This is a genomic window from Actinomycetota bacterium (assembly GCA_035765775.1).
GTDB lineage: Bacteria > Actinomycetota > CADDZG01 > JAHWKV01 > JAOPZY01 > DASTWV01.
In genome coordinates this window covers 1-25,933 of sequence record DASTWV010000055.1, presented here as the reverse complement: position 1 = coordinate 25,933, position 25,933 = coordinate 1, and the positions used below count along the sequence as shown (strand labels likewise).

25 protein-coding genes and 1 tRNA gene are annotated in these 25,933 nt (G+C 70.9%); 11 read left to right on the top strand and 15 right to left on the bottom strand.

All coding sequences use genetic code 11. The annotated features are described in order from the left end of the window. The first annotated feature begins 52 nt into the window (after positions 1-52). Entirely contained in the window at positions 53-1,522 is a 1,470-nt protein-coding gene (locus VFW71_12420) for an FGGY family carbohydrate kinase (protein HEU5003565.1), read from the top strand. A 7-nt stretch (positions 1,523-1,529) separates the two neighbouring features. On the opposite strand, the gene VFW71_12415 is transcribed toward VFW71_12420, so the two are convergent. Both VFW71_12415 and VFW71_12410 read right to left on the bottom strand, forming a co-directional pair. Then, complete coding sequence (locus VFW71_12415) at positions 1,530-2,726, bottom strand: iron-containing alcohol dehydrogenase (protein HEU5003564.1); 1,197 nt, start codon at positions 2,724-2,726, stop codon at positions 1,530-1,532. Beyond that, positions 2,726-3,028: an antibiotic biosynthesis monooxygenase gene (locus VFW71_12410; protein ID HEU5003563.1), complete on the bottom strand. Its 303-nt coding sequence runs from the start codon at positions 3,026-3,028 to the stop codon at positions 2,726-2,728. Before VFW71_12410 ends, VFW71_12415 begins: the two co-directional genes overlap by 1 nt. Before the next feature lie 74 nt (positions 3,029-3,102). On the opposite strand from VFW71_12410, the gene VFW71_12405 reads away from it, so the two are divergent. Next, on the top strand, positions 3,103-3,573 hold the full coding sequence (locus VFW71_12405) for a GatB/YqeY domain-containing protein (protein HEU5003562.1): 471 nt from the start codon (positions 3,103-3,105) through the stop codon (positions 3,571-3,573). A 10-nt stretch (positions 3,574-3,583) separates the two neighbouring features. Here the strand turns inward: VFW71_12405 and VFW71_12400 are convergent, their stop codons facing one another. Further along, the gene (locus VFW71_12400; GenBank protein ID HEU5003561.1) at positions 3,584-3,886 is read right to left on the bottom strand and encodes a hypothetical protein; all 303 of its coding nucleotides are present in this window, start codon (positions 3,884-3,886) and stop codon (positions 3,584-3,586) included. Between the two features lie 96 nt (positions 3,887-3,982). Between VFW71_12400 and VFW71_12395 the strand changes: the two genes are divergently transcribed. From VFW71_12395 to VFW71_12385, 3 genes are all read left to right on the top strand, one after another. Further along, positions 3,983-4,366: a VOC family protein gene (locus VFW71_12395; protein HEU5003560.1), complete on the top strand. Its 384-nt coding sequence runs from the start codon at positions 3,983-3,985 to the stop codon at positions 4,364-4,366. After that, entirely contained in the window at positions 4,363-4,524 is a 162-nt protein-coding gene (locus VFW71_12390; protein HEU5003559.1) for a hydrophobic protein, read from the top strand. Before VFW71_12395 ends, VFW71_12390 begins: the two co-directional genes overlap by 4 nt. Before the next feature lie 724 nt (positions 4,525-5,248). Continuing rightward, entirely contained in the window at positions 5,249-6,079 is an 831-nt protein-coding gene (locus VFW71_12385) for a DUF3592 domain-containing protein (GenBank protein HEU5003558.1), read from the top strand. 66 nt (positions 6,080-6,145) lie between these two features. Here VFW71_12385 and VFW71_12380 read toward each other — a convergent pair whose 3' ends face one another. Beyond that, positions 6,146-7,057, bottom strand: a complete 912-nt coding sequence (locus tag VFW71_12380; protein ID HEU5003557.1) for a TIGR01777 family oxidoreductase — start codon at positions 7,055-7,057, stop codon at positions 6,146-6,148. 86 nt (positions 7,058-7,143) lie between these two features. After that, complete coding sequence (locus VFW71_12375; GenBank protein ID HEU5003556.1) at positions 7,144-8,607, bottom strand: alkaline phosphatase family protein; 1,464 nt, start codon at positions 8,605-8,607, stop codon at positions 7,144-7,146. A 478-nt stretch (positions 8,608-9,085) separates the two neighbouring features. On the opposite strand from VFW71_12375, the gene VFW71_12370 reads away from it, so the two are divergent. Beyond that, complete coding sequence (locus VFW71_12370; protein HEU5003555.1) at positions 9,086-11,047, top strand: cellulase family glycosylhydrolase; 1,962 nt, start codon at positions 9,086-9,088, stop codon at positions 11,045-11,047. A gap of 151 nt (positions 11,048-11,198) precedes the next feature. Here the strand turns inward: VFW71_12370 and VFW71_12365 are convergent, their stop codons facing one another. From VFW71_12365 to VFW71_12335, 7 genes are all read right to left on the bottom strand, one after another. Next, positions 11,199-12,155: an RNA polymerase subunit sigma-70 gene (locus tag VFW71_12365; GenBank protein ID HEU5003554.1), complete on the bottom strand. Its 957-nt coding sequence runs from the start codon at positions 12,153-12,155 to the stop codon at positions 11,199-11,201. Next, a complete protein-coding gene (locus tag VFW71_12360; protein HEU5003553.1) occupies positions 12,152-12,592 on the bottom strand; it encodes a glyoxalase superfamily protein in 441 nt (146 codons plus the stop codon). Before VFW71_12360 ends, VFW71_12365 begins: the two co-directional genes overlap by 4 nt. A gap of 35 nt (positions 12,593-12,627) precedes the next feature. Further along, positions 12,628-13,416, bottom strand: coding sequence for an SDR family oxidoreductase (locus VFW71_12355; protein ID HEU5003552.1), 789 nt, complete (start codon positions 13,414-13,416; stop codon positions 12,628-12,630). 60 nt (positions 13,417-13,476) lie between these two features. Then, the gene (locus tag VFW71_12350; GenBank protein HEU5003551.1) at positions 13,477-14,472 is read right to left on the bottom strand and encodes a nitroreductase family protein; all 996 of its coding nucleotides are present in this window, start codon (positions 14,470-14,472) and stop codon (positions 13,477-13,479) included. Positions 14,473-14,517: 45 nt separating this feature from the next. Beyond that, a complete protein-coding gene (locus VFW71_12345) occupies positions 14,518-16,137 on the bottom strand; it encodes a phenylacetate--CoA ligase family protein (GenBank protein ID HEU5003550.1) in 1,620 nt (539 codons plus the stop codon). A gap of 351 nt (positions 16,138-16,488) precedes the next feature. Further along, positions 16,489-17,115 carry a hypothetical protein gene (locus VFW71_12340; GenBank protein HEU5003549.1) on the bottom strand — a complete coding sequence of 209 codons (627 nt, stop codon included), beginning with the start codon at positions 17,113-17,115 and terminating at the stop codon, positions 16,489-16,491. 213 nt (positions 17,116-17,328) lie between these two features. Next, positions 17,329-17,970 (bottom strand): NAD(P)H-dependent oxidoreductase, encoded by a 642-nt coding sequence (locus VFW71_12335; GenBank protein HEU5003548.1) that lies wholly within the window; start codon positions 17,968-17,970, stop codon positions 17,329-17,331. Between the two features lie 530 nt (positions 17,971-18,500). Between VFW71_12335 and VFW71_12330 the strand changes: the two genes are divergently transcribed. Further along, complete coding sequence (locus VFW71_12330) at positions 18,501-19,175, top strand: TNT domain-containing protein (protein ID HEU5003547.1); 675 nt, start codon at positions 18,501-18,503, stop codon at positions 19,173-19,175. Between the two features lie 162 nt (positions 19,176-19,337). Here VFW71_12330 and VFW71_12325 read toward each other — a convergent pair whose 3' ends face one another. Then, positions 19,338-20,621 (bottom strand): DNA/RNA non-specific endonuclease, encoded by a 1,284-nt coding sequence (locus tag VFW71_12325; GenBank protein HEU5003546.1) that lies wholly within the window; start codon positions 20,619-20,621, stop codon positions 19,338-19,340. A 423-nt stretch (positions 20,622-21,044) separates the two neighbouring features. Between VFW71_12325 and VFW71_12320 the strand changes: the two genes are divergently transcribed. Further along, complete coding sequence (locus VFW71_12320; protein HEU5003545.1) at positions 21,045-21,809, top strand: GNAT family N-acetyltransferase; 765 nt, start codon at positions 21,045-21,047, stop codon at positions 21,807-21,809. A gap of 94 nt (positions 21,810-21,903) precedes the next feature. Here the strand turns inward: VFW71_12320 and VFW71_12315 are convergent. Together VFW71_12315 and VFW71_12310 are read right to left on the bottom strand one after the other, a co-directional pair. Then, a tRNA-Sec gene (locus VFW71_12315) sits at positions 21,904-21,994 on the bottom strand. 81 nt (positions 21,995-22,075) lie between these two features. Continuing rightward, complete coding sequence (locus tag VFW71_12310; GenBank protein HEU5003544.1) at positions 22,076-22,582, bottom strand: DinB family protein; 507 nt, start codon at positions 22,580-22,582, stop codon at positions 22,076-22,078. A gap of 83 nt (positions 22,583-22,665) precedes the next feature. Here VFW71_12310 and VFW71_12305 point away from each other — a divergent pair, with 83 nt between their 5' ends. From VFW71_12305 to VFW71_12295, 3 genes are all read left to right on the top strand, one after another. Further along, positions 22,666-23,496: a hypothetical protein gene (locus tag VFW71_12305; protein HEU5003543.1), complete on the top strand. Its 831-nt coding sequence runs from the start codon at positions 22,666-22,668 to the stop codon at positions 23,494-23,496. A 74-nt stretch (positions 23,497-23,570) separates the two neighbouring features. Next, positions 23,571-24,368, top strand: a complete 798-nt coding sequence (locus VFW71_12300) for an ABC transporter ATP-binding protein (protein HEU5003542.1) — start codon at positions 23,571-23,573, stop codon at positions 24,366-24,368. Continuing rightward, complete coding sequence (locus VFW71_12295; GenBank protein HEU5003541.1) at positions 24,344-25,909, top strand: hypothetical protein; 1,566 nt, start codon at positions 24,344-24,346, stop codon at positions 25,907-25,909. The genes VFW71_12300 and VFW71_12295 overlap by 25 nt, the downstream gene beginning before the upstream one ends. The last annotated feature ends 24 nt before the right edge of the window (positions 25,910-25,933 follow it).

Sequence of the window (25,933 nt, the reverse complement as noted above, 5' to 3'; positions counted from 1 at the left end):
CCAGCATGGCGCACCGCAGCTTGGGCAGCGGGCTGCCGGGTAGCGTTCAGGTATGGAGTTGGTCGTCGGCATCGACGTAGCCACCGCGGAGGTGCGCGTGCTCGCCGCCGACCTCGAGGGCCGGGTCCACGCCTCGGCCCGCGCCCCCCTGCCGCCCCCGGTCAGCCCGCAGCCGGGCTGGGTCGAGCAGGACGCCAGCCCCTGGTGGCCCACGGTCGCCACCGCCCTCCAGCAGCTCACCGGGCAGCTCGGCCCGGCCGCTGCCCGGATCGCCGGGGTGAGCGTCGCGGCCACGTCGGCCACCGTCGTGGCGCTCGACCGTGACGGGGAACCCCTCGGCCCGGCGCTCACCTACGCCGACCAGCGTGCGGTCACCCAGGCCCGGGCCGCCCAGGAGGCCGCCGCCGACCGCTGGGCCGCGCTCGGTCTGCGCATCGGGGCGTCGTTCGGCATCGCCAAGTGGGCGTGGCTCATGACCCAGCCCGAGATCGCCGGGCGGGCAGCCCGCCTGGCCCACGTGCCCGAGGTGGTCCTGCGCCATCTCGTCGGCGATCTCCCGCCCACCGACTGGAGCCACGCCCTCAAAAGCGGCTACGACCCTCTCCGGGGCGAGTGGGCGCTCGAGGCGATGGAGGCTGTGGGCGTCCCTGCCGACCTGCTTCCCCCGGTCGGCCGCCCGACCGCGGTGGCCGGCACCGTCTGCCAGTCCGGATCGCAGGCCACCGGCCTGCCTGCGGGGTGCCCGGTGCGTTTGGGTATGACGGACTCGTGCGCTTCCCAGATCGCCGCCGGGGCCGAGCTGCCGGGCCACTACGTCTCGGTGCTCGGCTCCACCCTGGTCCTGAAAGGTGCCAGCCCGGGCATCGTGGCCGACCCGGCCGGGGCGGTCTACAGCCACCGCCACCCCGAGGGCTGGTGGCTCCCGGGTGGTGCCTCCAGCGCCGGCGCCCGGGCTCTCGCGGTTGGGTTCCCGGGCCAGGACCTGGCCCGCCTCGATGCCGCAGCTGCCGGGCGCCCGGCCTCGGTCATCGCCTATCCCCTGGTGGGGCGGGGCGAGCGCTTCCCGTTCACCAATCCGGACGCGGAGGCCTTCCTCATCGGCGATCCGGTCAACGAGGCCGAGCACTACCGGGCCCTGCTCGAGGGGGTCGCCTTCGTCGAGCGGCTGTGCTACGAGCGCCTCGCCACGCTCGGGGCGCCCCCGCCGGCTTCCATCGCCGTCACCGGGGGTGGCAGCACGAGCCGGGTGTGGAACCGCATCCGGGCCGCGGTGCTCGGGCGGGTCGTGTCCGAGAAGCCCGGGGCCAGCACGGCCCTCGGCGCCGCCATCCTGGCCGCCGCCGGCGGGCCCCACGCAGACCTGGCTGCGGCCACGCCCGCCATGGCAGTGGGGGGTGTCGAGGTCGAGCCTGACGGCGAGCACGCCGGCCCGCTGGAGGAGAACTACCGCCGGTTCGTCGCCGCTCTGGTCGACCGGGGCTGGTTGCCGGCGGGCCCGGACGGCGCCGCAGAGCGGGCCTGACCCGGCGTCACCCTTGTGCCAGCGCCGCCCCCACGATCGACTCCAGCTCGGCGTCCGTCAGCTCCACCGGGTTGAAGCGCATGCTGCCGCCTCGGGAATGCTCGACCGCTCCCTCGATCTCCGCCCGGGCCAACCCTGCAGTTCCCAGGCCCGGCACGCCCAGTCGGCAGCGCAGGTCCTCCAGCACCCCCGCCGCGGCTTCCGCGGTCGGGTCCGTCGGGCTCAGGACCGAGAAGACGTCGGCATAGCGCCCCAGCGCCGGGCTGTCCGGCGTGCGGCGGAGCAGCGCCTCATGGTTGACCAACACGGTGTGGGGGAGCAGGCAGGCGCAGGCCACGCCGTGGGTCACCCGGCCCGAGCCGCCCAGGGCGGCGACCAGGCCGTGCACCGCCCCGAGGCCGGCGTTGGCCAAGGCCATCCCGCCCCACAGGCTGGCGAGGGCCATCCGATCGCTGGGCGGAGCGGCCTCACCGGAGCTATGCCCGGTGCCGGGATCCGCCAGCCCGGCCAGCGCCCGCAGCCCTCCGGCCGCCAGCCGGATGCCCGGCAGCGCCAGGGCATCGGTCATCGCCCGGGCGCCCGTGGAGGTATAGCTCTCGATCAAGTGGGTGAGGGCGTCGAGCCCGGCGGCGGCTGCCACGGGCACCGGGGCGGTCTCGCTCAACGATGGGTCGACCAGCGCCACCCGGGGCAGGAGGAAGTCGCTGCGCATGCTGCGTTTCACCGCTGCTTCCGGCACCCGCAGCACGGCGTTGCGGGTCACCTCGGAGCCCGTCCCGGCGGTGGTGGGGACAGCAACCACCGGCAGGGACGGCTGCGCCACCGGCCGGCCGGCCCCCACCTCCTCGAGGTAGTCGAGTGCCGCACCCCCGTTGGTGGCCAGGGCGGCGATTGCCTTGCCGGCATCGAGGACGCTGCCGCCGCCCACGGCCAGCACCGCCCCGCACCCCGCCTCGCGGCCGGCGGATGCCCCGGCATCGACGATCGAGATGTCGGGCTCCCCGGCGATGGAGAACCGGGCGAACGACACCCCGCGGTCCGCCAGCGAGCGCGAGAGGCGCTCCAGCAGCCCGGACCGCTCCGCCGAGGCCGCGCCGGTCACCAGCAGCACCCGGTCGGAGAAGCCGGCGATGAGCCCGCCGGCCTTCTCGCACTCCCCGCGGCCGAACAGCACGCTGCCCGCGGTCCGGAAGGCGAAGGCCATCACGACCAGGGGTCGGGGAAGAGGCTCTGATGGCGGTCGCCGATCCTCGGCACCGCCATCAGCGGCGCCACCGTCTCGCGCCAGTGCAGGTAGTGGGGCGTCTGCTGGTGAGTGACGAAGGCCGCCTCGTCGAGGTAGGCCTCGTAGAGGAAGAACCGGTCCGGCTCAGTCGCGTGGCGCAGGACGTCGAAGCGGGCATTGCCCGGCTCCTGGCGGGTGGCCTCGTGATTCGCCCGGGTGGCCTCGATGAATGCCCCCTCCTCGCCCTCGACCACCTGGATCCGGACGCACACGACGTACATGGCCCCTCCTCGCTTTCTTGCGTTCTGGGCACGACGGTGGACTGCCCGACCAACCCGCGGCATTATCCGATGCGATGGCATCCCTGAAAGAGCAGCTGCGCGCCGACCTCACCGACTCGATGCGCGCCCGGGACGAGGTCAGGACCGCCACCCTGCGCATGGCTCTCTCCGCCATCACCAAGGCGGAGGTGGCCGGGTCGGAGGCGGCTGAGCTGACCGACGACCAGGTGCGGGCCGTCATCCGCTCCGAGCTCAACAGGCGCACCGAGGCCGCCGGCATCTACACCGACGCCGGACGGGATGCGCTGGCCGCCCGGGAGAGGGCCGAGGGCGACGTCCTGGCCGCCTACCTGCCGGCGCAGCTGGCCGACGCCGAACTTGCGCTCGTGGTCGCCGAGGAGGTGGCCGCGGCGGCGGGCAACGGGCTGGCCGGGCCGAAGGCCATGGGGGCGGTCATCAAGGCGGTCCGGGCACGCCTGGGAGAGCAGGCGGCGGGGGACCGGGTGGCCGCGCTGGTCAAGGAGCAGCTGGCCAAGAGCGTCTGACCCCAGGTGGTTACCCGAACACGGCCTCGTAGCGGAAGGCCGTCTCGGTTACCCCGACCGGCACCAGGAAGAGCTCCAGCTCCCCGAGGCGATCGTGGGCCAGGCGTTGCACGCCCTGCCCCAGGAGCGTTGCTCTGGGCCCCTCGAAGGTCAGGGAGAAACCCTCCCGGCCGGGCGCCCCGCCCGCATGCCGTTCCACCTCCACCAATGCCAAGCTCAGTGAACCCCCGGCGCCATCACCTGGCTGCACTGCGAACGGGGAGCCGGCCAAGGGGGCAAAGGTGTCGGCGGTCACCTCGGAGAGATCAAGCACGGCCTCATCCTACGGGCCCTGTGAGCGGCGTGGCCCACTTTGCCGCAAAGAGAGACCCAAAGACAGACGCACAGGAGACACCGCTACACTTTCCGCATGGACTTCCGCCTCGAGCTGGTCCAGGTGCCCGTCTCCGATGTCGATCGGGCCAAGTCCTTCTACGTCGATCAGGCCGGCTTTCACTGTGACGTCGATGTGGCCGTCCACGAGGCCCTGCGCTTCGTCCAGCTGACGCCGCCGGGCTCCTCATGCTCGATCTGCATCGGGCTCGGGATTACCGGCATGGCGCCCGGCTCGATTGAGGGCCTCCAGCTGGTGGTCGACGATATCAACCAGGCCCGGATGGATCTTGCCAGCCGCGGCTGCCCGGTCAGCGAGGTCGAGATCATGCCCTGGGGTCAGTTCGTCAACTTCAACGATCCCGATGGCAACCGCTGGGCCGTGCAGTACATCCCGCCCGAGTCGAGGCGGGCCCAGTGATCGTCATCCTGGGTGTGCTGGCGGTCCTGGTGGTCTTTGCCCTCCTGGGGGCGATCATTCACCTGCTATGGATCCTTGCTGTCCTGCTGTTCATTGTCTGGCTCGTAGGTTTTATCGTTAGCCGTGCCCACCCGACCCGCCGCTGGTACCGATGGTGAGCCAACACCAGAGCGCGTCGGCTACGAAATGATTATTTTTTCCCCAGCGTCTTTGACTTCGGTGACAAGGGTTTCTGTCCTCGCGTAAGCTCAGGGATATGGACCTGCCGGGCTGGCAGCCTGACCCCTTCCACCGCTTCCAGGAGCGATACTTTTCCGCCGGCCAGCTCACGAAACTGGCACGGGCTGGCACTGGTGGGTTCTATAACCCGGTCCCGTCCGAGGACGCCCTCAGGCGCCGACCCACGCACCGGCGCCCGTTGAGACTGCGGGCGAGCCTATGCCGCCCGATGCCGAGCCGGTTGCCCAACTCACAGATCCCGAAACGGTGAGCTCGGTGGGTGATCCTGTGCCAGCCTCCGCAGTTGGTCGGCCTGCCGAAACCCCGGTCCCACAGCCAGCCATGGTCGAGGAACCGGAGGACGCTCCTCCCCGGGTGCTCCCGGTTGCGGCCGCGCGCTCGGCAGGCCCACCACCGGGGGTACTGGACTTCCTCATCTCCCGGCCCTCCCGGGTTCCTGATTCCGAGCCGCCGGCAGCAGCCACGACGCCACCGGCGGAAGCCGGGACGGCAAGGGCCACCCCGGTCGAGCTCGCGCTTCCCGCCGAGGGGGAGTCCCGGAGACCTGCGGAGGAGTCAACGCCTGATCCTGCGGGCTCCCGCTCGGCGAGCAGCGCCGCCTCGTCCCCCGCCGCGCCACCCCCCGCCTCGAGCGAGAAAGCGATGACCGCCGATCCCCGGACGGGACGCCGGACCTGGGCCAGCAGCCTGGCCAGCACCCGGCCCCGCCCGGTGGTGGTCCCGCCGCCGTCCGAGACCGAGCCTGCACCCGCATCCGAGACCGAGCCTGCACCCGCGGCTGCCCCCGCCCCCGGACCCGTGGCCGCTGGGCAGGAACCGGTCGGCGCCGCCCTCGAGCCCGAGCCCGGGGCCGAACCCGAGCACGACCAGCCGGATCCTCCGGGCACACCGCCGCCCGCCGCCCGGCCCCCTTCGCCGCCAGCTCCCCCGTCGGCACGCCCGTCGGGGAAGCGCACGGACGGATCCCGTCCCGCCCCGGCTCCCAGCCGGCGCCGCAAGGTCGCCTTGGGGGCCCTTCTGGTCCTCATCGGGCTCCTGGTCCTGCCGGTGGCCGGCATGCTCCTCATCCACGTGTCGAACGTGCAGCGGCAGTTCTCCCAGCTCCGCGCGGACGGCGTACACGCCGAGGGCACCCTGCTCAACGGTGGCTCCGGTAGCAGGGACCAGATCACCTTCACAGACCAGAGCGGCCGTGTGATCACCCGGATCATGCCGGCTCCCAACGGCAACGACGTGCTGCCGGACGGGAAGGTCGATGTCATCTATGTGCCCGTCAACCCGGGCAACGCCAGCCTGGCCCACCTGGTTGCCCAGTCAGACCATGTCGATGCCGCCCTGCTCGTGGGCAGCGGCTTAGGGGCGGTCGCCGGGCTGGCGCTCATCTTCTGGGGTGTCGTGCTGCTCACCGGTTCCCGGTCGCCGATGGCCGACGCCCCCGAAGCCGGCCCGGCCCGGGCTACCTCACCGGCGTAACGGGCCTCCGCCCCGCCGCCGGCCCACCCGCCACCACCGGCTCCGCCGGAGGACGCTGAACGAGCCTTACCTGCCCAGCAGGGCGGTGAGCGCCGGCAGCAGGTCCACCGACCGGAACAGGTAGCCCGTCTCCTCCAGCCGGGTGGGGGCCATGCGCTGGGAGGCCAGCAGCATCTCGTCGGCGAACTCGCCGAATGCCCGCAGGGCCAGCTTGGGCACGGTCAGCACTGCGGGGCGGTGCAGGGCGGCAGCCAGCGACGCCGTCAGCTCGCCGTTGGTGACCGGGTGCGGGGCGCACAGGTTGAACGGGCCGCTCGCCTCGCCGTCCAGCAGATGCAGGAAGGCACCGATCTCGTCCTCGAGGGCGATCCAGCTCCACCATTGGGTCCCGGCGCCGATCTTGCCCCCCAGGCCCATCTTGAAGAACTGCAGCATCCGCCCGAGGGCGCCCCCCTGCGGTGACAGCACGATCCCGGTTCGGGTGAAGGCCACCCGGATGCCGGCTTCGGTGGCCGGGGCCGCTGCCGCCTCCCACTGCTGGCACACCTCGGCCAGGAACCCCGTGCCCGGGCCGCTCTGCTCGGTGAGGATTTCGTTGCCCCGGTTGCCGTAGTACCCGGACGCAGAGGCGCTCACCAGCACCGACGGCGGGCGCTGCAGGCCGGCAAGCGTGGTCGCGATCAGCGTCGTGGCCTTCACCCGGCTCCCCAGCACCTCCGCCTTGTAGGCGCGGGTCCACGGCTGGGGGGCGATGGCCCGCCCGGCCAGATTCACCACGGCGCCGATGCCCTCCAACGAAGCGGCATCGATCGTGCCCGCCGACGGATCCCAGCGGATGGTGTCAGCCCCGCCGACGAAGCCGGCGGAGCCCGTTGAGCCCGGGCGCACGAGGCGGACCACATGGTCACCCCGAGCGGTCAGGGCTGCGGTCAGGGCAGAGCCGAGAAAGCCGCTCGACCCGGTGACCGCGATATCCATGACCGGCACGATACCCACTGGCCAGGTTCGCGGCCCGCACCGGGCGCCCCGAAGGGCGCCCGGAGAACGGCAGCGGAAACGAGGGGTTACCTGCGGGCCACGATGGCGTTCGACGGAGCCGAGGCGGGGCCGGTCCCGGCGCAGTTGGTGGCCGTGGTGGTGAAGGTGTACGAGGTGCCCACCGTCAGCCGGGTGACCTTGGCCGAGAGGGTGGACCCGCCCACCGAGGCGGTCTTGCCGCCGGGCGACGAGGTCACGGTGTAGCCGGTGATCGAGCACCCGCCGGTGCTGGAGGGGGCGGTCCAACTCACCGTTGCCGAGGCGTGCTTGTCCGCCACGGCCGACACGCCGGTGGGCGCCCCGGGCACCGTGGCGCCCGCCGTCACAGTGATCGTGATGGACGGGGTGGTGGCGCTCCCGGCGCTGTTGGTGGCCGAGACGGTGAAGGTGGAGGACCCGGGGAGGATCGGGGTACCGGACAGCACGCCGGTTGTCCCGTTCAAGCTCAGCCCGCTGGGCAGGGAGCCGGACGCCAGGGCGTAGGTCGGCGCCGGGGTGCCGCTCGCCTGGAACGTGTAGCTGTAGGGCTGCCCGACCGTCGCCGAGGTCGGCGGGGTGTCGGCGGTGAAGGACGGGGGCGTGGTCGTCCCGCCCCCGAAGAAGTCGCTCATCGCCGAGGCCCCGCCGTCGTTGCTGGTGAGCGGCGACAGGCCCCAGGCGCCCTCGATGGTCTTCAGGTAGGAGTAGTGGTTGTACTGGGCGGCCGAACGGGTCCCGGCCCCCACGCTGCTGGCGATCATCAGCATCGGCACCTGGTTGCCCATCGAGGAGTCGTCCTCGTCCCACGTGATCATCAGCAGGGAGTTCTGCTGGGTGAACGCCGGCGAGTTGAGGATGGTGGGGACGTTCTGGCTCAGCCAGGTGTCGCCCTGGGCGATGGTGCCGTCGTGCATGTCGTCGATCAGGTTCGGTGTGATCCAGGCGTAGTTGGGCGTGGTCGTGGTCGAGGCGAGGTCGGTGGCCAGCTGCGGGTAGGGCACCACCTTGTTGCACTCCGTCGAGTTCAGCCGGATGTCGTTGTAGTAAACGAAGGGGTCGTGCTTCTGGGCGTACTCACCCGAGTCGCCGACGAAGCACGGGCTGGGCATCGACTCCATGTACGCCTTCCAACTCCGGCCGGAGGCCTCCACCCGGTCGACCGCGATGTTGGGCTGGGCCTGGAAGCAGGTGGTGCAGTCCGAGGTGACCCCGAAGGTGCTGGCTCCAGTGGCCGCCAGGTAGTTCGGCAGGCTGGGGTGGGAGACGGCGAAGTAGTTCGTCGCCAGCCCGTACCGGGAGGCCAGGCTGTTGATGTAGGGCGCCTGCGAGTTGCCGATGATGTCGCTGTAGGAGTGGTTCTCCATCATGATCGTGAAGATGTGGTCGAAGTTCGGCACCGTCCCGGCAGCGTGTGCCGGCGACCCGGCGCCGACGCCCGCTGCTCCCAGCAGCATCCCGAAGCCGAGGGCGGCTCCGAGCCAGTGGTGGACGGCACGCCTGAACATCCGCATGGGCTCCTCCTTCTCTCCGTCGGTTGCAGTGCGCGGGTTGCAGTGCGCGGTCGGGCGACCGAGGGCACCCTAGGCGTCCTCTGTAACAAAATCGAGCTGATTCAGGGAATATTCTGTGACGGATCTGTGAATATTCTCCGAACATTAGGTGTTCAGCAAGTCGCAGATGACCCGAAAGGGTTCGGCAGGGCGCCCGGCGCAGCTCCCTATCCTTATCAAAACCGTCATATCCGGGACGTGCAGGGCCTGCAAGGTGTTGCCTTCCCTCCGGCCGGGTAACTCCTAGATATCGCGCGATGAGGACTGGATGCCCGGGTGCTCAGGCCGGTGGCCTGGGGAGCCCTGGGAGGCGGGGAGTTATCCCGCTGAGATCCCGATAAAACATAACAAACGCTCGTAACCCGTCTCCAATCGGCTCCGGGGGGCATCTATGTCAAGACGTCATTTACCGTTGTTGGCACTTGGTGCCGCAGGCCTTGTGGTCGCCGCAACCTGGGCCCTGTCGCCGGTACAGGGGGCCACCACAGCCCCCGTGGTCAAGGTGTCAGGCCACACCGTGGTGTCGTCCTCGGGAGCCCCGATCCGGATTGCCGGGGTTAACCGCTCGGGGAGCGAGTACGCCTGCGCGCAGGGGTGGGGCTTCTTCGACGGGCCGACCGACGACACCTCCATCGCCGCGATGACCGCCTGGAACATCAACGCGGTCCGGGTGCCGCTGAACGAGGACTGCTGGCTGGGCATCAACGGGGTCAACGCCGCCTATGCCGGCGCCAACTACCAGAGCGCCATCCGGGCCTACGTCACCCGGTTGCAGGCCCACGGCCTCGACGTGGTGCTGGACCTGCACTGGGGGGCGGCGGGCAGCCAGCTCGCCCTCGGGCAGGAGCAGGCCCCCGACGCCGACCACGCGCCCGCGTTCTGGTCGTCGGTCGCCGCCGCCTACAAGGGCGTCAACGGCATCCTCTTCGACCTGTTCAACGAGCCGCACGACATCTCGTGGTCGTGTTGGCTGAACGGGTGCACCACGCCGGCGGGGTGGAAGGCCACCGGCATGCAGCAGCTCGTCAACGCGGTGCGCGGGGCGGGCGCCACCCAGCCGGTGATTGCCGAGGGGCTCAATTGGGGCGGCGACCTCTCCGGCTGGCTCGCCAACCGGCCCACGGACTCCCAGAACCAGCTCGCCGCGGGCTGGCACATCTACAACTTCTCGGGCTGTAACACCACGTCGTGCTGGAACTCGGCGGTCGCCCCGGTGGCCCAGCAGGTGCCCGTTCTGGCCACCGAAGTCGGCGAGAACGACTGCGCCGGCGGGTTCTTGAACACCCTGCTGCCCTGGGCCGACGCCCACAGCATCGGCTACCTGGCCTGGGCCTGGGATACCGCAAGCTGTACCGGCGGCCCGGCGCTGATCAGCAACTACAACGGTACGCCGACAGGTTTCGGCGCGGCCTACAAGAGTTGGCTGGCCTCCTCCTCGACCCCGCCTCCTGCGCCGGCCTCCACCACGCCGGCCCCCACTGCGTCTCCCACCACATCCCCTACTCCCACGACCCCGCCTCCGCCCACCACGCAGCCCCTCGACCCCAACGCCCGCTTTGACTTCGAGGACGGCACCATCCAGGGCTGGTCGGTGGAATGGGGGACGACCCTGGGCCTGTCCAATGAGAGCGGCACCGCCGCCTCGGGCAGCCACGGCCTGGCGATGGACATCTCAGGAAACGGCTTCCCCGCCGCTGGCGTGAGCACCGGCCTGACCGGGGCCGCGCCCGGGTCGGTCGTGACGTATCACGTGTACGCTCCCGGCGGCGTGGCGGCCTCGGTCCAACCCGTCGTGTACGACACGAACTGGAACACCTCGGTCCTCGGCACCCAGACCCTGTCCGCCGGGTGGAACACGGTCACCTTCACCGTCCCGGCCATCAACGGGGTCCGGATCATCGGCCTGCAGGTGGACGACTCGTCCGGCTGGGCCGGGCGCCTGGTGCTGGATGACGTCACCTGGCAGGGGGCGGCCGCCCCGCCGGTCTTCGACTTCGAGGACGGGACCACCCAGAGCTGGACCGTGCGCTGGGGATCGACCGTGGCCCTGTCCAATGAGTCGGGCACCGCCTTCACCGGCACGCACGGCCTGGCGATGGACGTCTCGGGCACCGGGTTCCCAGGCATCGGCGAGACGGCCCACGTTGCGGGCCTCACCGCCGGCTCCCCCGTGCACTACGAGGTGTGGGCGCCTTCAGGCGTCGGCGCCACCGTGTCGCCGGTTGTCTTCGATGCCAACTGGAACGCGACGGTTCTGGGCGCCCAGACCCTGGTCCCGGGCTGGAACTCGGTGAACTTCAACGTCCCCGCCGGCATCAGCAGCCTCCAGGTGCTCGGCCTGCAGGTGAACGACCCCAACGGCTGGACCGGCCGTCTGGTGCTGGACTCGGTCTTCTTCTAACGGCCCAGCCCGAGCCGGTCCCCGCTCGGAACGGGATCGGCTGGCGAACAGGGACCATGCGGCGGCCCGATGGACCCGCCCGGCAGCGAGGTGGGGGACAAATGTCCCATGGGCCGGGACAAGTGTCCCCCGGATCCTCGGCCCGCGGCGCCTATTCCAGCCAGTCCGGCAGCCCCAGCAACGGGAATGGCGCCGAGCCGAAGGTGGTGACCTCCCGGATCCTTCCCCCCTCCACCCGGATGACATCTAGTTTCATGGGGCGGTAGAGCGAATCTCCCGGCTGGCGCAGGTAGCTGCCGGCCGCCGGCATCCGGTTAACCGCAGTCGCCAACAGCCGCCAGTCGCCCTCCCGGTTGGGGCCGAAGGCCCGCTCCAGGAGCGGGGCCATGGCGTCGATCCCGTCGAACAGCCACGGCATGGGCGGCATGGTGATACGGATGTCCGTGCTGGCGATGGCCACCGCTGCGGCCGCGTCGCAGCGCTCGTGCGCATCGATGAAGCCGGCCAGCAGCTCCCGTTCCTCGGCGGTCGCGCCCGCGCGGGACCACTCCATCCGGCGGGCGGGGAGGTGCTCGGCGAGGGTGGCGCGCGCCCGCTGCAGGGCGCTGTTGGCCGCCGCCACGCTGGTCTCCAGCAGAGCAGCGGTCTCGGCCGCCGGCTGGCCCAGGACGTCGCGCAGCACGAGGGCGGCTCGCTGGCGGGGAGGCAGCAGCTGCAGGGCGGCGATGAAGGCCAGCTCGATGGTCTCCCGGGCCACTGCTATGGCGTCGGGCTCGTCGTCGCTCGGGGCGATCTCGTCCAGGAGCCGGTCGGGGTAGGGCTGGATCCAGGGGATCTCGGCGAACGATCGGGCCGGCTCCGGCCGCCGCCGGCGAGCCCGGAGGAGATCGAGGCACACGTTGGTGGCGATGCGGTACAGCCAGGGCCGGGCGCCCGCCGCGTCGGTCAGGCTGTCCCGGCTGCGCCACGCCCGGAGGAGGGCCTCCTGCACGGCATCCTCCGCCTCATCAAAGGAGGCCAGCATCCGGTAACAGTGCACGTGCAGTTCCCGGCGGTGCCGCCGGGTCAGGTCCTCGAAGGTTGCTTCCTCCAGCACGCCCGCCGTCATGGGTGCGCCTCCGGCCCGGCCGGCACCCGCCGGTGGCCCACCTCCTGGACGGCCCAGGTGTTGCCGTCCGGGTCGGCGAAGAACGCGAACGAGTTGTAGTCCGCCCGGTCCGGGTGCGGGCCGTCCACCCAGCCGTTCGGCCCCATGTGGCGGATCGGGCCCACCTCGACCCCGGCGGCGGCCAGCTGGGCGACTGCCGCCTGGATGTCCGGGACGACGATGTGCAGGCCCCGGACCGAGCCCGGCGCCGCGTCCGTGATGCCGGTGCCGATGCTGATCGAGCACGGGGACCCGGGCGGGGTGAGCTGCACCACCCGGAAGCTGTCGCCGGCTCGGTGGTCGACGTCTACCCGGAAGCCGAGCTGGTCGCTGTAAAACGCCTTCGCCCGGTCGACGTCGGTCACCGGCAGCACCACCAGCTCGATCCTCCAGTCCATCGCGACCTCCTTTGCCTCCCCGCCGGGAGTGCCGCTCACCGCAGCACCAGTCCGGCGGTCACGTTCGTCATCGACCCGGTGATGCCTGCTGCCCGGTCCGAAGCCAGGAAGGTTGCCACCTGGCAGACATTGTCCAGCTTCGGGCAGCGCCGCAGCGCCGACATCGACGAGATCATCGCGATGACCGTGGCGGGGTCGGGGGTGGCGTCGCCGCCCACCTCGAAGAGCCGTTCACGGGTGAGGGTCTCCTCGACCCCGGCGGTCCAGATGCCGCATACCCGCACGCCGAACGGGCCGGTCTCGGCCGCCAGGTAGCGCATGAAGGACTCGGTGGCGGCGTCGGCCGGCCCGGTGCTGCCCATCCCCGGGTGGGCGCCGTCGCCCGAGGCGGAGTTGAGGTGCAGGATGACCCCGCCGCCCCGGACGATCATCCGCCGGGCGGCTGCCCGGGCGGTGATGAAGTTGCCCTGGAGCCCGGTGGTCACGGCCCGGAGCATGTCGCCGACCGACATCTCGAACACCGGCTGGCCCTGGACGTCGCCCCGGTCGATGAGGTTGAAGGACACGTCCACGCTGCCCGCGGCCTCCACCACGTGGGCCACGTGGTCCTCCACCGCCCGCTCGTCGAGGGCGTCCACGACGGCGACCTCGGCCCGGCCGCCGCCGGCGGCGATGGCATCGGCGACCGCCTGCAGCTTCGACTCCGTGCGCCCGGCGAGGAACACGGTGGCCCCCTCCCGGGCGAAGGCCTGCGCCACCGCGCTCCCGATGCCGCCCCCGGCGCCGTAGATGATGCAGTTCTTGCCCTCCAGAAGCCCGCTCATGATGCCCTCCTCGTCGTGGTGTGCCGTGTCACACCATGCAACGACGGGGGGCGGGGATACTCATCGGTGATCCGATGATCCTCCGAGCACCTCGGCCAGCCGGCGCCGGTTGGAGCGGGGGACGGTGGCCTTGGGGTGCCCGATCCGGTACACGGCCACCGGCACCGGGACCCCCGCCAGGGTGGCCACCTCGGGGGCTGTCTCCGGCCGGTCCACCGCGATCGAGATCGGGTGGCAGGCCCAGCCCGCTCCACCGACGGTGACCCAGGAGCGGAGGAGGCGCCGGCCGGCGTCGAACAGGTCGGCGGGCTCCAGGCTCGGGGCTCCGAGGACGCACACCGCCACGCTCGTGCGCAGCAGGCGCCGGTCCCGCGAAGAGTAAAGGGCCGCCGCCGGGGCGGGCAGGCGGCCCACCCGGAACGCCACCCGGAGGGCGGCCCACTCCAGCCGGGTGAGCGGCAGGGCGTGGGGTGTCATGCCGGACGGGCTCGCCGGGTCGCCGTGGGTCCAGCGCCGGAGGTCACCCACGAATCTGGCGTCCCGCCAGGACAACGTGCTGGCCCTCGCCACCAGCCGGGCCATCGCCCGGGGCGGGACCATCACGTTGCCGAGGCCGCCCAGCGCCTCCCGGAGCGCTTCGGGCACTGGGGTCGAGTCGTAGGCCGAACGGTTGGTGTGCCGGTCGGCGGCGGCCTCCGCCAGCGGATCGACGGGCTCGTCGGGGAGGGCGGGGCGGAAGGCGACATCGCACACCCGCAGGTCCGCCCCGTCGCGTGCGAAGCGCCGGCGCATCTCGGCCACGTGCCCGTGGCGCTGGGCGGCGAGGGCGATGGTCTCGGCGAAGGCGCCCATGGCCAGGTAGGCATCCCGGTCGTCGGGGTCGTAGGGCAGGTAGTCCCGGTAATCGTAGTGCAGCTCCACGGTGCGGAGGCCCACCGCCACCAGCCGCCAGGGCTGGGCATTGTGGGCCGAAGGCGCCCGGAGCCCGGCAGCGAGGATGCGGGCGACGGTTGGGTCCAGCCCCGCGACGACGGTCGGGGATTCGGTGGCAGGCATGGTTCTTCGGGCCTCCTTTCTCAAAGTGCGTTGTATGCGGCGCGTCTAACGGACGATGTAGCGCTGCTTGATCCGGCCGGCATTGCCGGCGAATGGCCCCTCGCCCGGGGCGTGCAGCCGGATGGCGACGTCGCCCGTGGCCGGATCCTCGGCCACTGCGGCGGCGAAGTCCCGGCTGGCGGCCATCAGCCGCTGGCGCACGGCGCCGGCCAGGCGGCGCTCGAGGGCCGGGTAGGGCAGGGACCCCCGGCGCACCTCGACGTGCACGCACGGCCGGACCTCGGCTCCGGGGAGCTCCAGCAGCTCCAGGCAGAAGGTGCCCAGCCGGGCCGCCTCGGCGCTGCCGGTGAACAGCGCAGTTTCGACGTCCTCGGGATAGATGTTGGCCCCCATGTAGGACAACGTCGAGTCCGACCGGCCCCGGACGAACAGGAACGGCAGGCGGAAGGGGGCGATCCCGCTCTCCGCCGCCGAGGCCCGCAGCGGGTCCAGGCCGAAGTCCCGGCAGATGCCGATCACCTGGGCGAACCCGAGGGTGCCCCCGGCGTCGTGGATGTTGTAGCGGATGCGGGGCGACAGCATGGCCGGCCGGTTCACGGTGATGACCAGCTCCCCGGCGGCGTTGGCCTCGGCGTAGTAGTCGAGCGGGTTGTACTGGAACAGCATCGGCAGCCGGCCGGCGGTGCCGAACAGTGCCCGGGCGAGGGCGGGATCCTCGCACGCCCGCCGGCGGATCCATACGCTGAGCGGGAGTTCGGCGGCGACGCCGATGTCGAGGTCGCTGGCGCCGTAGGCCGAATACACTCGGCTGAAGCGGGCCTCGAGGTAGGTGCGCTGGCCCTCGCTCATCCCCTCGCCGCCCACCACGCCGTAGACCTCGTAGGCGGCCCAGTCGAAGCCCGCCGCCTCGGCCTCGTCGATGAGCCGCTTCAGGAAGGGCGGGTACCCGGCCACCAGGTACCGGCGCCGTGCCCCGAGCTCCCCGAAGACCGAGAGGATCTTGTCCACGTCCGGGCCGGGCGACTTCACCAGCCCGTTACGGGCGAGGGCGGCGGTCACGTTGGTGCCGGTGGCCCAGGCGCCCATCGAGAAGCCGTTCAGCGTCACCAGGTCGGGGCCGTACAGGTGGGCGGCGAGCCGGCTCAGGCTGCGATGCACGTCTGCCAGCTCCCGCTGGCTGCGTACCCAGGTGTACGGGCGTCCCGACGACCCGGAGGACTCGTCGATCGCCACGCCCCGGGCTGGGATCGCCCCGCCCACACACCTCGCCGCCAGCGGGTAGGCGTCGACGTAGGAGGCTTTGTCGGTCTCCGGCAGGTCGCCGATGTGCCGGGCCCGCCCGGCCCCGGCGGTGCGCACGAAATCCCGGTAGGCGGGGACCCAGTCGTAGGCCAAGGCGGCTGCCCGCATCGCTGCGGCCGGGCTGAGACAGTCCGGCAACCCGCAGGGGTGCTGGGCGAGGATGCGGAAGGCAGTTCCGTGGCGGAGGCCGGCGCCGCGGATCGCCCGGGCCGCCGCCAGGACGGGGAGCCGGGTCAACGGAACGGCGGGCGGTGGTGCCGGTGCGGCCAACGGCCGGTGACATTGGAGGGCGGTGTGGAGCGGGGTGGCGCTGGGCGTGTCTGCGGTGCCGATCATGGGGGCCTCCCGGGTCGATGTGTCCATGGCTCTATGGTCGACCTGCGGCGGCCCGGGAACTAGACGGACTCGGCCTCAATCACGAGGGCTCGAGGCCCTAGATTTGCTAGGTAATTCCGGCAGCCCGCGCGGGCGGAGTCAGGGGCGGAATCAGGGGGTGGAGCGGGGGGTGGGTGCCCGCCCCAAGGTCACTGCTTTGCCCGGGCGCGGCGCCGGATCGACCACCGGGGGGTCCGCTTCGGCTGCATGGCCGCCTGGCGGAAGGAAGGCTCCCTGGTTCGGGGTTCGGCTGCTGCGAAGCCTCCATCGGGTGGGCCGAGCGCTTCCTCGAGGGCGTGCTCCTCCTCAGGTGTGCGGAACGACTGAGTGGCCATAGGCCTATGGTACCCCCGGTCCCTCCGCCTCTCCAGGAGGCACGGATGCCAGCCCGCGTCCGGCGTGCGGTACGCGCTGGCCCTCTCGGGGTCGGGTCAGAAACGTCGACGTCGTCCAATCAAAGGCGCCTTCGGCCTTCCCGGCAACCATGAGCTGGCGCAATCGTGAGACGGGCTCGATGGCTCGGAGCCCAAACTCCACCCTGTAGGCGATAACGTCTTCAGCCGGTATCGGGAAAGAGACAAGACAGGCCTCATCGATTGCCTCGCCAGAATCAACGGTCTGGTTCTTGAAGATGCGCTGCGCAGCCAGCACATCCGTCCATTGCGGATCCGGGAGCCCGAGCATCGTTCGTCGGTACGCCTGTACCGCCACGAAACATCCTTCCGATTCCAATTGGAGGGTCCCCTTTCCCACGCAGGTGGCGCTGGCAGTGACTCGGACGACTTCGAAGTCGCCTGCCTGCAGGAGGTCTGCGCTCAGTTCCAAGTTGGCTCGGGCAAAGTAGGGATGGTCCTTGCGGTACCGCCAGTAGGCAACGCCAGCCCCCGCCAGGACCACAAAGGCCGATACGGCACTCGAGAGGGCACTCACCCAATCCGTTGCGCCGGCCACCGCAAGATCGCCCATGCCATAGGAAATCTAGTCCCTGGGCCAAGACTGGTCAATGCCCGTTTGTATGTCTTGCCGCCGTAATAGGTCACTTATGCCGACTTACGCGGTCAACACATCACATGATCCACCCCGCGACCCATGCTGGGGACGTCTTGTGGTCGTCTTTGTGGTCGGAGCAAGCGACGGCGGCGAATCGGCCTTCGAAACCGCCCGCCCCCGTCGGCCCGCTTACCGCCCCGCCATCGCCGCCACAGCCGCCCGCAGCCGCTGCGTGCCCGGCGGGAGCTGGCCCTCGGCTCGCGCCCGCTCCAGCGCCGAGCTCCACCACGCGAGGTCGTCCAGCAGCACTCCCAGGGCGGCCTCGGTGGCGGGGTCCACGGGCTCGCGGTCCACGAATGCCTGCTGCACGAACGGGATGAGCACCGAGCTGCGGATGGGATGGGAGTCGGTCTCGACCATGATCTGGGCCAGGTGCTCCACTGCCCGCACCCCGGCTCCCACCCCATTGCTGTAGCCCACCACCGCCGCCGGCTTGTTGCGGAAGCCGAAGGAGACGAAGACGCTGTCGATGGCGTTCTTCAGGCCGCCCGGGACGCTGTGGTTGTACTCCGGGGTGACGAACAGGAAGGCGTCGCCCTCCTGGATCTTGTGGTTCCAGCGCCGGACGAGGGGCTCGGAGTACGTCGGGTTCCGGATATCGCCGATGCTGCCCATGTGCTCGGCGAAAATCGGCAGGGGCCAGTCCCGCAGGTCCAGCACCTCGACGTCGAACGCCGGATGGGCCTCGGCCCGGGAGACCACCCAGGGCAGGACCAAATCGGCCGCCCGCCCGGGCCGGATGCTGCCAACGATGATCTGCAGTCGGGACATGGCGATTCCTCCTTTGAGAGATGGTATGAGACAGAATAGTTTGGGACCAAACTAATGTCAAGCCGACGGTCTCGGGAGTGTTGTACCCGCCCCGGCCGTTCAGGCGCCGCTGAACCCCGGGATGAACGCCTCCTGGATCGGGAGCGCAGGGCTCCCGCCGACAAGGGAGGGACCCGACATGCGCCGCCCATCTCGCACCGCCCCCGTTATCCGCGCCCGCTCGGCCGCGCCGCCATCGATTCATGCCGCAGCGTGGGTGGTCACGGCAGCAGCAGCCGTCGGCCCCGTCGGGTTCTTCTGGAGTGGGCTGATGGCGGCCGACCTGGACCCCCCACCCATCCGGGCGGGCACCACCCGACCCGGTACGGGGCGGGCCGCGCGACCGGCATCCGGCACAGATACCCGGGCCTGCTCTGGATGATGGACTGACCGCTGCTGACTCCGGCATCCAGCAGGTCTTGCTGTCCTACCATCAGGTAGGTATGATCCGCTCGAATGGAATAACTCACGTGTTCGCAAAGGAGCGGCGGATGAACGGCAGGCGGTGGGCGGTGTTGGTGGTTGTCGTGTCCCTCCTGCTGTCCGGCGGGGTGGTGGCTGGTCAGGCCGCAACCGCGGCCACCCATCACCCCCGGGCGGGCGGGAGCACCACGTGCTCCACTGCCTATTTCGGCGGCGACAACCGCCTCGGCCCCGAGGACCTGCCCACCTCTGGGCCGATCCTGCCCATCGTCCGCCACTACGACCGACTCGCCGGTCTGACCCCCGCGCAGTTCCTGGCGACCTACTGGGATCCGGCCGCCAACGGCGGGGCGGGGGGCTGGCGCTACCCGCCGGCCAACGGCTTCATGCTCAATGGCCAGGGTCGACCCATCGAGTCCACCCGGCCCCTGGCGGCGGGCCAGGAGATCGACCGATTCGGGAGCGAGTTCGGGGCGTTCCTGGCACCCCGGGACGAGGCGTATGCCCGGCGTGCCCTCCCGCCGATGAGCCTCGACACCTTCGACCCGGCCTACACCTGCAACTACCACCTCTACAAGGTGCTGAAGCCCTTCGAGGCGGAGACCGGCCCCATCGCCCCCGGGTTCGGGCAGCCCGGCCACGGGATCCAGTACCAGATCGTAGCCTCGCTGCTGCCCGGGAACCCCGCCACCGGCAACGTGTCCTGGCTCATTTCGAACGGCTACCTGGCGCGGGAGAACTAGCTGTGGCGGTGGCGATCTGGAGCACGGCGCCCGAGTAGGGCCCGGTCGGCGTGTTCAAGTTCCACGCAAACTTGGCATCGGAGCGGGCGCCGGAAGGCATCCTCTGGTTTGCCGCTCACCCTTGGTGTTATTGGGACAGCAGCGACGTCGGTGCGGCGGCCGTTACCTGGCCGCCTTGAACAACGGAGGATCCACGGAGTCATCTTTGGTGACCTCACCGTCAGCGACCAGCTCGGCGAGCTCCTCGGCCACGACCTCCCGGCGGCGCTCGGTGACGGATGACCAGTGCAGCTTCTCCTGGCAGAGGCGGATCATCTGGGCGGCAGTGGTGCCCGCCTTGGGCCCGCGGATCAGTTGTTGCTGGACCACGTCAGCGACGCTGTAGGCCGGGCTTTCGGCGAGCCGGGTGACGTCCACCAGGTCCTGGATGCCCTTCACCCGCGCCACCCGGTTGTTGAGCTCCCAACTCACGACCCGGGCGTTCGAGAAGGCGTTGGCGCCGCCGGAGGACTTGGGGATGATGTGGTCGACCTCCGGAAAGTCCACCGTGCCGTTCTCACTCAGGTCCTGGTGCGGGTCTCTGGGGTCATCGGAGGTGAGCGAGCCGTTCTTCGAGAGGTTGGCCTTGATGATGAGCTGGCGCTGCTCCTGGGAGAACTCCCGGTGGGATTCGATGGTGAACACCTGGCCCAGCTTGTACGACAGATTCAGCAGGTCGAGGTTCCCGTAGGGGCGGTCGGCCGCGTCATCCGGCCACTGGGCCTTCTTCGACTTCGGCAGGTGGCCATCCCGGAGGGCATCCCGGGCTTCCTTGGTGTTCTCCACCTCCATGCGGCCCAGCAGGTGAGCCGCGCCCGCGATCTTGCGGGTGAGCAGCTTCCGCTCCGGTTTCTCCGGACGCGCGGTCACCGCTCCTTCATGGGTATGGGTCGTGGGGTCTCCGGGGATGAGGACGTAGGGGGCGAGCGCGCTGGCTCGGGCCTTGCGGGTGACCGAGACCGCTGAGGGGATCCGGGGGTCAGCCAATCCGTAGGCAAGCTCGATCACGGTGACGTAGTTATCTTTGCCCGCCGACCGCCCGGCCTCCCGGGTGGCGTGCTCGACGCCCCGCCAGACGCTGCCCCGGTTGAACCCGGGGAGCATCGGGGCGATGTTGTAGGACTCGTTCTCCCCGCCGATCTCGAGTCCGGCCATGTGGCCCCGGTGCCAGCCCTGCTTGATCTCGGCGTCGACCGTCCCGGTGACCTTGCTGACGAAGCTGATGGGCACCGGGGCGGCGGCCCGGCCGCCGGTGGGCCTGGGGGAGACGTAGATCGTCGCCTTCTTGGCCCGCTCCCGCTTCGAGACCTCACCGGGGTACGTGAACTCTTCGGTCTCATAGGCGTCGGCTCCCGTACCCTTGCCCGAGTAGGAGGCACGCTGGACCCCGAGATTCTGCCTGGCCAATGCCTGCCCAACGGCCCGGTTGCCCGCCCCCGACTGGAGGCTGCGCAGCAGCGCGTGCAGGGGCGGTCCGGAACGCGGCTGCCGAAGAGCCGTGGGCGCTGCGTGGCTCGAAGCGTTGCCTGCCAGTTCCCGGAGAACCATTACGGAAAGACTACGCTGATCGGACACGGCACGCCCGGGCGCCTAACGAAGGAGGTCGCCTGCCCGGGTGTCGATCTTCATCGCCACTACCCGCCGAGACCCGGGGGGCATGGATGGCCCACCGGGAGTTCGGCCAGCGGATGCGGCGTGCCGTACGCGTCTGCGACCAGGTGCAGCGGCCCGACCACGACTCGGCGGTCGCCATCGGCCAAATGCTCCTGCGGTCCTGAGCTGCATCCAGCAATCACGTGACATAGGTAGGTCGGGCGGTATCGTTAGCCCGTGGGCATTGACGCGGACATGGCCGCTGCTGCTCTGGCCCGCACCATGGTGCATCTCACTCCAGCACTTCCAGGGGCGTGGATCCGCCGCGAGGGCGGCCTTTTCGCTGGCTTCTCGGGCGTTGCCCTGCCGATGCTCAACGGTGTCTGGACCGAGGCCACATCGGTCGACGAGGTCAGGGTCGAGTCCCTCCTGGACGAGGTCGCCGCCCGTGGCTTCCCGCACTGCCTGCGGGTGCGGCCCGCACTGAGCGAGCGACTCGGTCGTCTGGCCACACGTCGCGGCATGACCATGGAGCCGAAGACCCCGATGATGGTCCTGGACCAGCCAGGGAAGCTTTCCCCAGCCCTGTTGCCGCCCGGTTGCAGCCTACGGTTGCTCTCGCCCGACGAGGCGGCTGCGCACGCCATCGTCGGTGCGGCTGGCTTCGAGGCTCCCCTTGAGCTCTTCCTGCAGCTGGCGCCCCGGTCGCTGCTCGCCCTCCCCGGGGTGCGGACCTACCTGGCCGAGATCGACGGCCAGGGCGTCGCCACCGGCTTCGGGTGCACCGTGGGCGAGTCCGTAGGCATCTTCAGCGTCGCCACCCTCCCCGAGTACCGTCGCCGCGGCTTCGGGGCGGCGATCACCCGCCAGGCCGTGGAGGATGGGTTTTCGGCAGGCGCCACGTGGGCGTGGCTGGAGTCGAGCCCGTCCGGGTACTCCGTCTACGAGCGGCTCGGCTTCGGGACGCTGGAACACTGGGACTGCTGGGTAGCGGCAGCGTAGGGACCGAGTCATGTGTCCGTTCTTGTGAGCACCAACTACCCATACGGTAGTTCAGCGTCACAAGAACGGTTCCGCGAGGCCACACCCCACTTTGCGGAGGCGGACGGGAATCGAACCCGCCCACCGAGTCTCCCCGGCGCACTGGTTTTGAAGACCAGGAGGGCCACCAGGCCCCAGTCGCCTCCGAGGCCAGGATAGCCGCAGAGCCCAGATAGTCGTGCGCAGCGGCCCGCCCCGCCCCCAAGCACCCCTCGCTCCGGCCAGCTCTATCGGGGGGGGATTTCCACGACCCGGTTGTCGGATGCGCCGAAGTCCCAGACGTCGATGGCGGGTGGTTCCACCCCCAGGCCGGTCAGGGCGGTGCAGATCTGGCTGCGGTGATCGGTGCCGTGGTGCAGGGCCTGGGCCAGCCGGATGCTCACGGGGGCCTGGGTCTCGGAGCCGTCGGCCCGCACGCGCCCCATGACCGCCGCCGGGTCCAGATCCCGGACCAGCACCGCCGCCCAGGAGCCGCCGTGCAGGGTCATCTGGGCCCGGAGCTGGGGCAGGCCCATCTCGCTGGCGTCGATGGGGGCGACCTCCCCCCCGCTCAGGATGAACAGGTACCGGGCGTCTGCCGCCACCAAGTGGCGCAGCGTGTCCAGGATGGACCCGTAGGTCCCGGGTGCGGTGGTCTGCACCTGCTGCTGAGGAAGCGCCTGGCTGGCGTCGATGATCTGCAACGTCGCCCAGACGTGGTGACGGAAGGCATCCTCCAGCACAGACTCGCCCATGTCCGCCACCGTACCAGCAGGCTATGACCGCGGTGGTCAGGCCGGGACGGCAGGCGCAGCGATCTTGCGGCAGGATGCCGGACATGGCGCGTTTTCTCGGAACCCAGTCCGACCCAGAGACCACGGCAGGACGCCGGACGATGTCCCGGGCGCTGCGGGTGCCCCAGATCACCGTGTTCTTCTGGGTCATCAAGGGCCTCTCCACGGCCCTGGGAGAATCGACCTCGGACTACCTGGTCCACGCCATGGCCCCGGTGCTCGCCGTGGCCCTGGGCTTCGTGGGGTTTGCCGTGGCCATGGCGCTGCAGTTCTCCCGCCGCCGCTACGTCGCCTGGGCCTACTGGTTGGCCGTGGTCATGGTGGGGGTCTTCGGCACCATGGCCGCCGACGTCCTCCACGTCGGCTTCGGGGTCCCCTACTGGTCCTCATCCCTGCTCTGCGCCGTGGGCCTGGTGGCCATCTTCTACACCTGGGTGAAGCTCGAGAAGACGCTGTCGATCCACAGCATCGACTCGCCGCGCCGCGAGCTGTTCTATTGGGCCACCGTCGTGGCCACATTCGCCCTGGGGACGGCGGTGGGAGACCTGGTCGCCTTGACCCTGAACCTCGGCTACCAGGTGTCCGCCGGGCTCTTTGCCGGGGCGATCGCGCTGGTGGGCATCGCCTTCCAGCGAGGATGGAACCCCATCGCAGCCTTCTGGGCGGCCTACGTGATGACCCGCCCGCTGGGGGCCTCCCTGGCGGACTGGGCCGGCAAGCCGACGGCGGCGGGTGGGCTGGGCCTGGGGGCGGCCCCCGTGGCCGGGGCGCTGGCCCTGCTGACCGCCATCCTCGTGGCCTACCTGACGCTCAGCCACCGGGATGCACAACCCGGTGGTCCGGGAGGCCGGGCCAGCAGCGGCATCCGGTCGTAAGGAGGGAGACCAGAGCCGGCCCCCCGGAGTGAGCCGGGGGCCCCCGATCTCCCGAGAGCTGCCAAGCTGTCTGCATGACCCAGCCGCCACCCCCGCCACCCCCAGGGCCGGCGTTCGCCCTGCAGGTCCGGGAGCTGTGGAAGTCCTATGGGACCAAGGTGGCCGTGCAGGGCATCGATCTGGACATCCCCCAGGCATGTTTCTTCGGCCTGGTGGGCCCCAACGGTGCCGGCAAGACCACCACACTGCGCATGTGCACCGGCCTGCTGCGCCCCGACGCGGGCGGCATCTGGGTGGAAGGCCTGGACGTCTGGCAGAACCTCGTGCGGGCCAAGGCCTCCATGGGCGTGCTCCCCGAGGACCTGCACCTCTTCGAGCGCCTCACCGGTGCCGAGCTGCTCACCTTCAACGGCCTGCTGCGGGGCCTGCCCAAGGACATCGTCAAGGAACGCTCCGCCGAGCTGCTGGAGGCCTTCGGCCTGGTGGAGGCCGCCAGCACCATGGTGGTGGACTACAGCCACGGCATGAAGAAGAAGGTGGGCCTGGCCTGCGCCCTCATCCATGGCCCCCGGGTGCTCTTCTTGGACGAGCCCTTCGAGGCGGTGGACCCGGTCTCGGCCCGCAGTATCCGCTCGGTGCTGGAACGCCACATCCAGAGCGGGGCGACGGTGGTCTTCTCCAGCCACGTCATGGAGCTGGTGGAACGCCTCTGCGAGCGGGTGGCGATCATGCACCAGGGCCGCATCGTCGCCGTCGGCCCGACAGCGGACATCGCAAACGGCCAGCCCCTGGAGGAGGCCTTCGTCAACCTGGTGGGCGGCGAGACTAACGGCGCCAAGGACCTGGGGTGGCTGGGTACTTCCTCCGGCTGAAGTTTGCGCTGGCCCGCAACGGCCTGCGCTCCAGCGGACGCCGCAAGGTGGGCCTGGTCTTCGCCCTTATCTTCTGGGTGTGGGTGGCGGCCGCCGGCTTCTCCCTGCTGGTGGCCGGCCGCGACCAGTCTGTGGTGGTCCCGCTGGTGTTCGACGGCTTCTTCTTCGCCTGGCTGACCTTCCCGCTCCTGGGCTTCGGCAGCGACGAGACGCTGGACCCGGCCAACCTCGCCCTCCTGCCCCTGTCCCGGGGCGCCATCATCGCCGGCCTGCTGGTGGCCGCCCTGCTGGGCGTACCGCCGGTGGCCACCGTGGCGACGCTGACCGGCACCGTCGCCCACGGCCCCTTCGGGACCCCGACCGCCATCGCCGTACTGGCAGTGGTGCTGGAGATGGCCCTGTGCATCGTCGCCTCCCGCACGGTCACCACGGCGCTGTCGGGCATCCTGCGCTCCCGCCGGGGCCGGGACCTCCTGGTGTTCATGTTCGCCATCGTGGCGGTGGTCCCGGCCCTGGCCGGCCAGCTGGTGCCCCGCCTGGTGGTGGGGCCCGGCCACCACGGCCTCACGCTCGGTTCCTCCGCCCGGACCCTGTTCTGGCTGCCCCCCGGCTGGGCTGCCCGGGCGGTGATCCTGGCCCGCCAGGGCCACACCCTGCCGGCCGTCGCCTGGCTGGCGGCGGTGGCGGCTGTGGTCGCCGTGCTGGGCTGGCTGTGGAGCCTGGCGCTCCAGCACGTCCTGACCACCGCCGAGGCGGGTGGCACCACCAAGAGCCGCACCCGCAGCGACCTCTTCGCCCGCCTCGGCTTCCTCCCCCGCACCCGGGCGGGTGCGATCGCCGCCAAGGAGCTGCGCTACACCTGGCGTGATCCCCGCCGCCGGGCGGCGCTGGTCAGCGTCGCCCTCTTCATCGTCCTCCCCGCCGCCGGCCTGCTGAGCCGCGGCAGCGACGCCCGCAAGCCGGTGCTGTTCGCCGCCGTGGGGGCCCTGGTCTTTGGCATGCAGGCGATGAACCAGTTCGGCAACGACGGGGCCGCCTTCTGGCTGCAGGTGGCCTCGGGCAGGGATCCCGCCGAGGAGTTCCGGGGCAAGAACCTCGCCGCCGTGCTGCTGGGCCTGTCCACCGCCACCGTGGGGGCCCTGGCCCTGGGGGTGGTGCTGAACGCCATGGTCTACGTGCCCGCCACCATCCTCCTGGCCGCCACCGTGCTGGGCGTCACGCTGGGCGTGGCCAACCAGGTGTCCACCCTGGCCCCTTTCCCGCTACCGGACTCCGTGACCAACATGTGGGCCGGCCCGGGCTGCCTGCCGGCCTTCGCCGGCATGCTGGCCCTGTTCGTCATCTTCACGCTGCTCAGCCCGGTGGTGGTGGCGGTGCTCCTGGTCCTGGGCTCCAGCCAGGCGGCCCTGCTGTCGGTCACCGCGGTGTCGGCGGCCTACGGGCTCCTGGTGTGGCGCCTCGGGCTGGCGCTGGCCACCCGGCGGCTGCGGGCCAAGGAGCTCGCCATCCTGGACATCGTGGCGGGCCGGGCGGGGGCCTGACCGCCGGGCCGGGGGGGCGCCGCC

What these genes read in the sequence shown, in the direction of transcription:
- VFW71_12355 (HEU5003552.1), bottom strand. Translation starts at nt 13,416, where the DNA reads ATGAGCGGGCTTCTGGAGGGCAAGAACTGCATCATCTACGGCGCCGGG.
- VFW71_12300 (HEU5003542.1), top strand. Translation starts at nt 23,571, where the DNA reads ATGACCCAGCCGCCACCCCCGCCACCCCCAGGGCCGGCGTTCGCCCTG.
- VFW71_12365 (HEU5003554.1), bottom strand. Translation starts at nt 12,155, where the DNA reads ATGACGGCGGGCGTGCTGGAGGAAGCAACCTTCGAGGACCTGACCCGG.
- VFW71_12305 (HEU5003543.1), top strand. Translation starts at nt 22,666, where the DNA reads ATGGCGCGTTTTCTCGGAACCCAGTCCGACCCAGAGACCACGGCAGGA.
- VFW71_12385 (HEU5003558.1), top strand. Translation starts at nt 5,249, where the DNA reads ATGACCGCCGATCCCCGGACGGGACGCCGGACCTGGGCCAGCAGCCTG.
- VFW71_12335 (HEU5003548.1), bottom strand. Translation starts at nt 17,970, where the DNA reads ATGTCCCGACTGCAGATCATCGTTGGCAGCATCCGGCCCGGGCGGGCG.
- VFW71_12415 (HEU5003564.1), bottom strand. Translation starts at nt 2,726, where the DNA reads ATGGCCTTCGCCTTCCGGACCGCGGGCAGCGTGCTGTTCGGCCGCGGG.
- VFW71_12395 (HEU5003560.1), top strand. Translation starts at nt 3,983, where the DNA reads ATGGACTTCCGCCTCGAGCTGGTCCAGGTGCCCGTCTCCGATGTCGAT.
- VFW71_12405 (HEU5003562.1), top strand. Translation starts at nt 3,103, where the DNA reads ATGGCATCCCTGAAAGAGCAGCTGCGCGCCGACCTCACCGACTCGATG.
- VFW71_12310 (HEU5003544.1), bottom strand. Translation starts at nt 22,582, where the DNA reads ATGGGCGAGTCTGTGCTGGAGGATGCCTTCCGTCACCACGTCTGGGCG.
- VFW71_12420 (HEU5003565.1), top strand. Translation starts at nt 53, where the DNA reads ATGGAGTTGGTCGTCGGCATCGACGTAGCCACCGCGGAGGTGCGCGTG.
- VFW71_12350 (HEU5003551.1), bottom strand. Translation starts at nt 14,472, where the DNA reads ATGCCTGCCACCGAATCCCCGACCGTCGTCGCGGGGCTGGACCCAACC.
- VFW71_12340 (HEU5003549.1), bottom strand. Translation starts at nt 17,115, where the DNA reads ATGGGCGATCTTGCGGTGGCCGGCGCAACGGATTGGGTGAGTGCCCTC.
- VFW71_12360 (HEU5003553.1), bottom strand. Translation starts at nt 12,592, where the DNA reads ATGGACTGGAGGATCGAGCTGGTGGTGCTGCCGGTGACCGACGTCGAC.
- VFW71_12345 (HEU5003550.1), bottom strand. Translation starts at nt 16,137, where the DNA reads ATGGACACATCGACCCGGGAGGCCCCCATGATCGGCACCGCAGACACG.
- VFW71_12380 (HEU5003557.1), bottom strand. Translation starts at nt 7,057, where the DNA reads ATGGATATCGCGGTCACCGGGTCGAGCGGCTTTCTCGGCTCTGCCCTG.
- VFW71_12330 (HEU5003547.1), top strand. Translation starts at nt 18,501, where the DNA reads ATGAACGGCAGGCGGTGGGCGGTGTTGGTGGTTGTCGTGTCCCTCCTG.
- VFW71_12410 (HEU5003563.1), bottom strand. Translation starts at nt 3,028, where the DNA reads ATGTACGTCGTGTGCGTCCGGATCCAGGTGGTCGAGGGCGAGGAGGGG.
- VFW71_12375 (HEU5003556.1), bottom strand. Translation starts at nt 8,607, where the DNA reads ATGCGGATGTTCAGGCGTGCCGTCCACCACTGGCTCGGAGCCGCCCTC.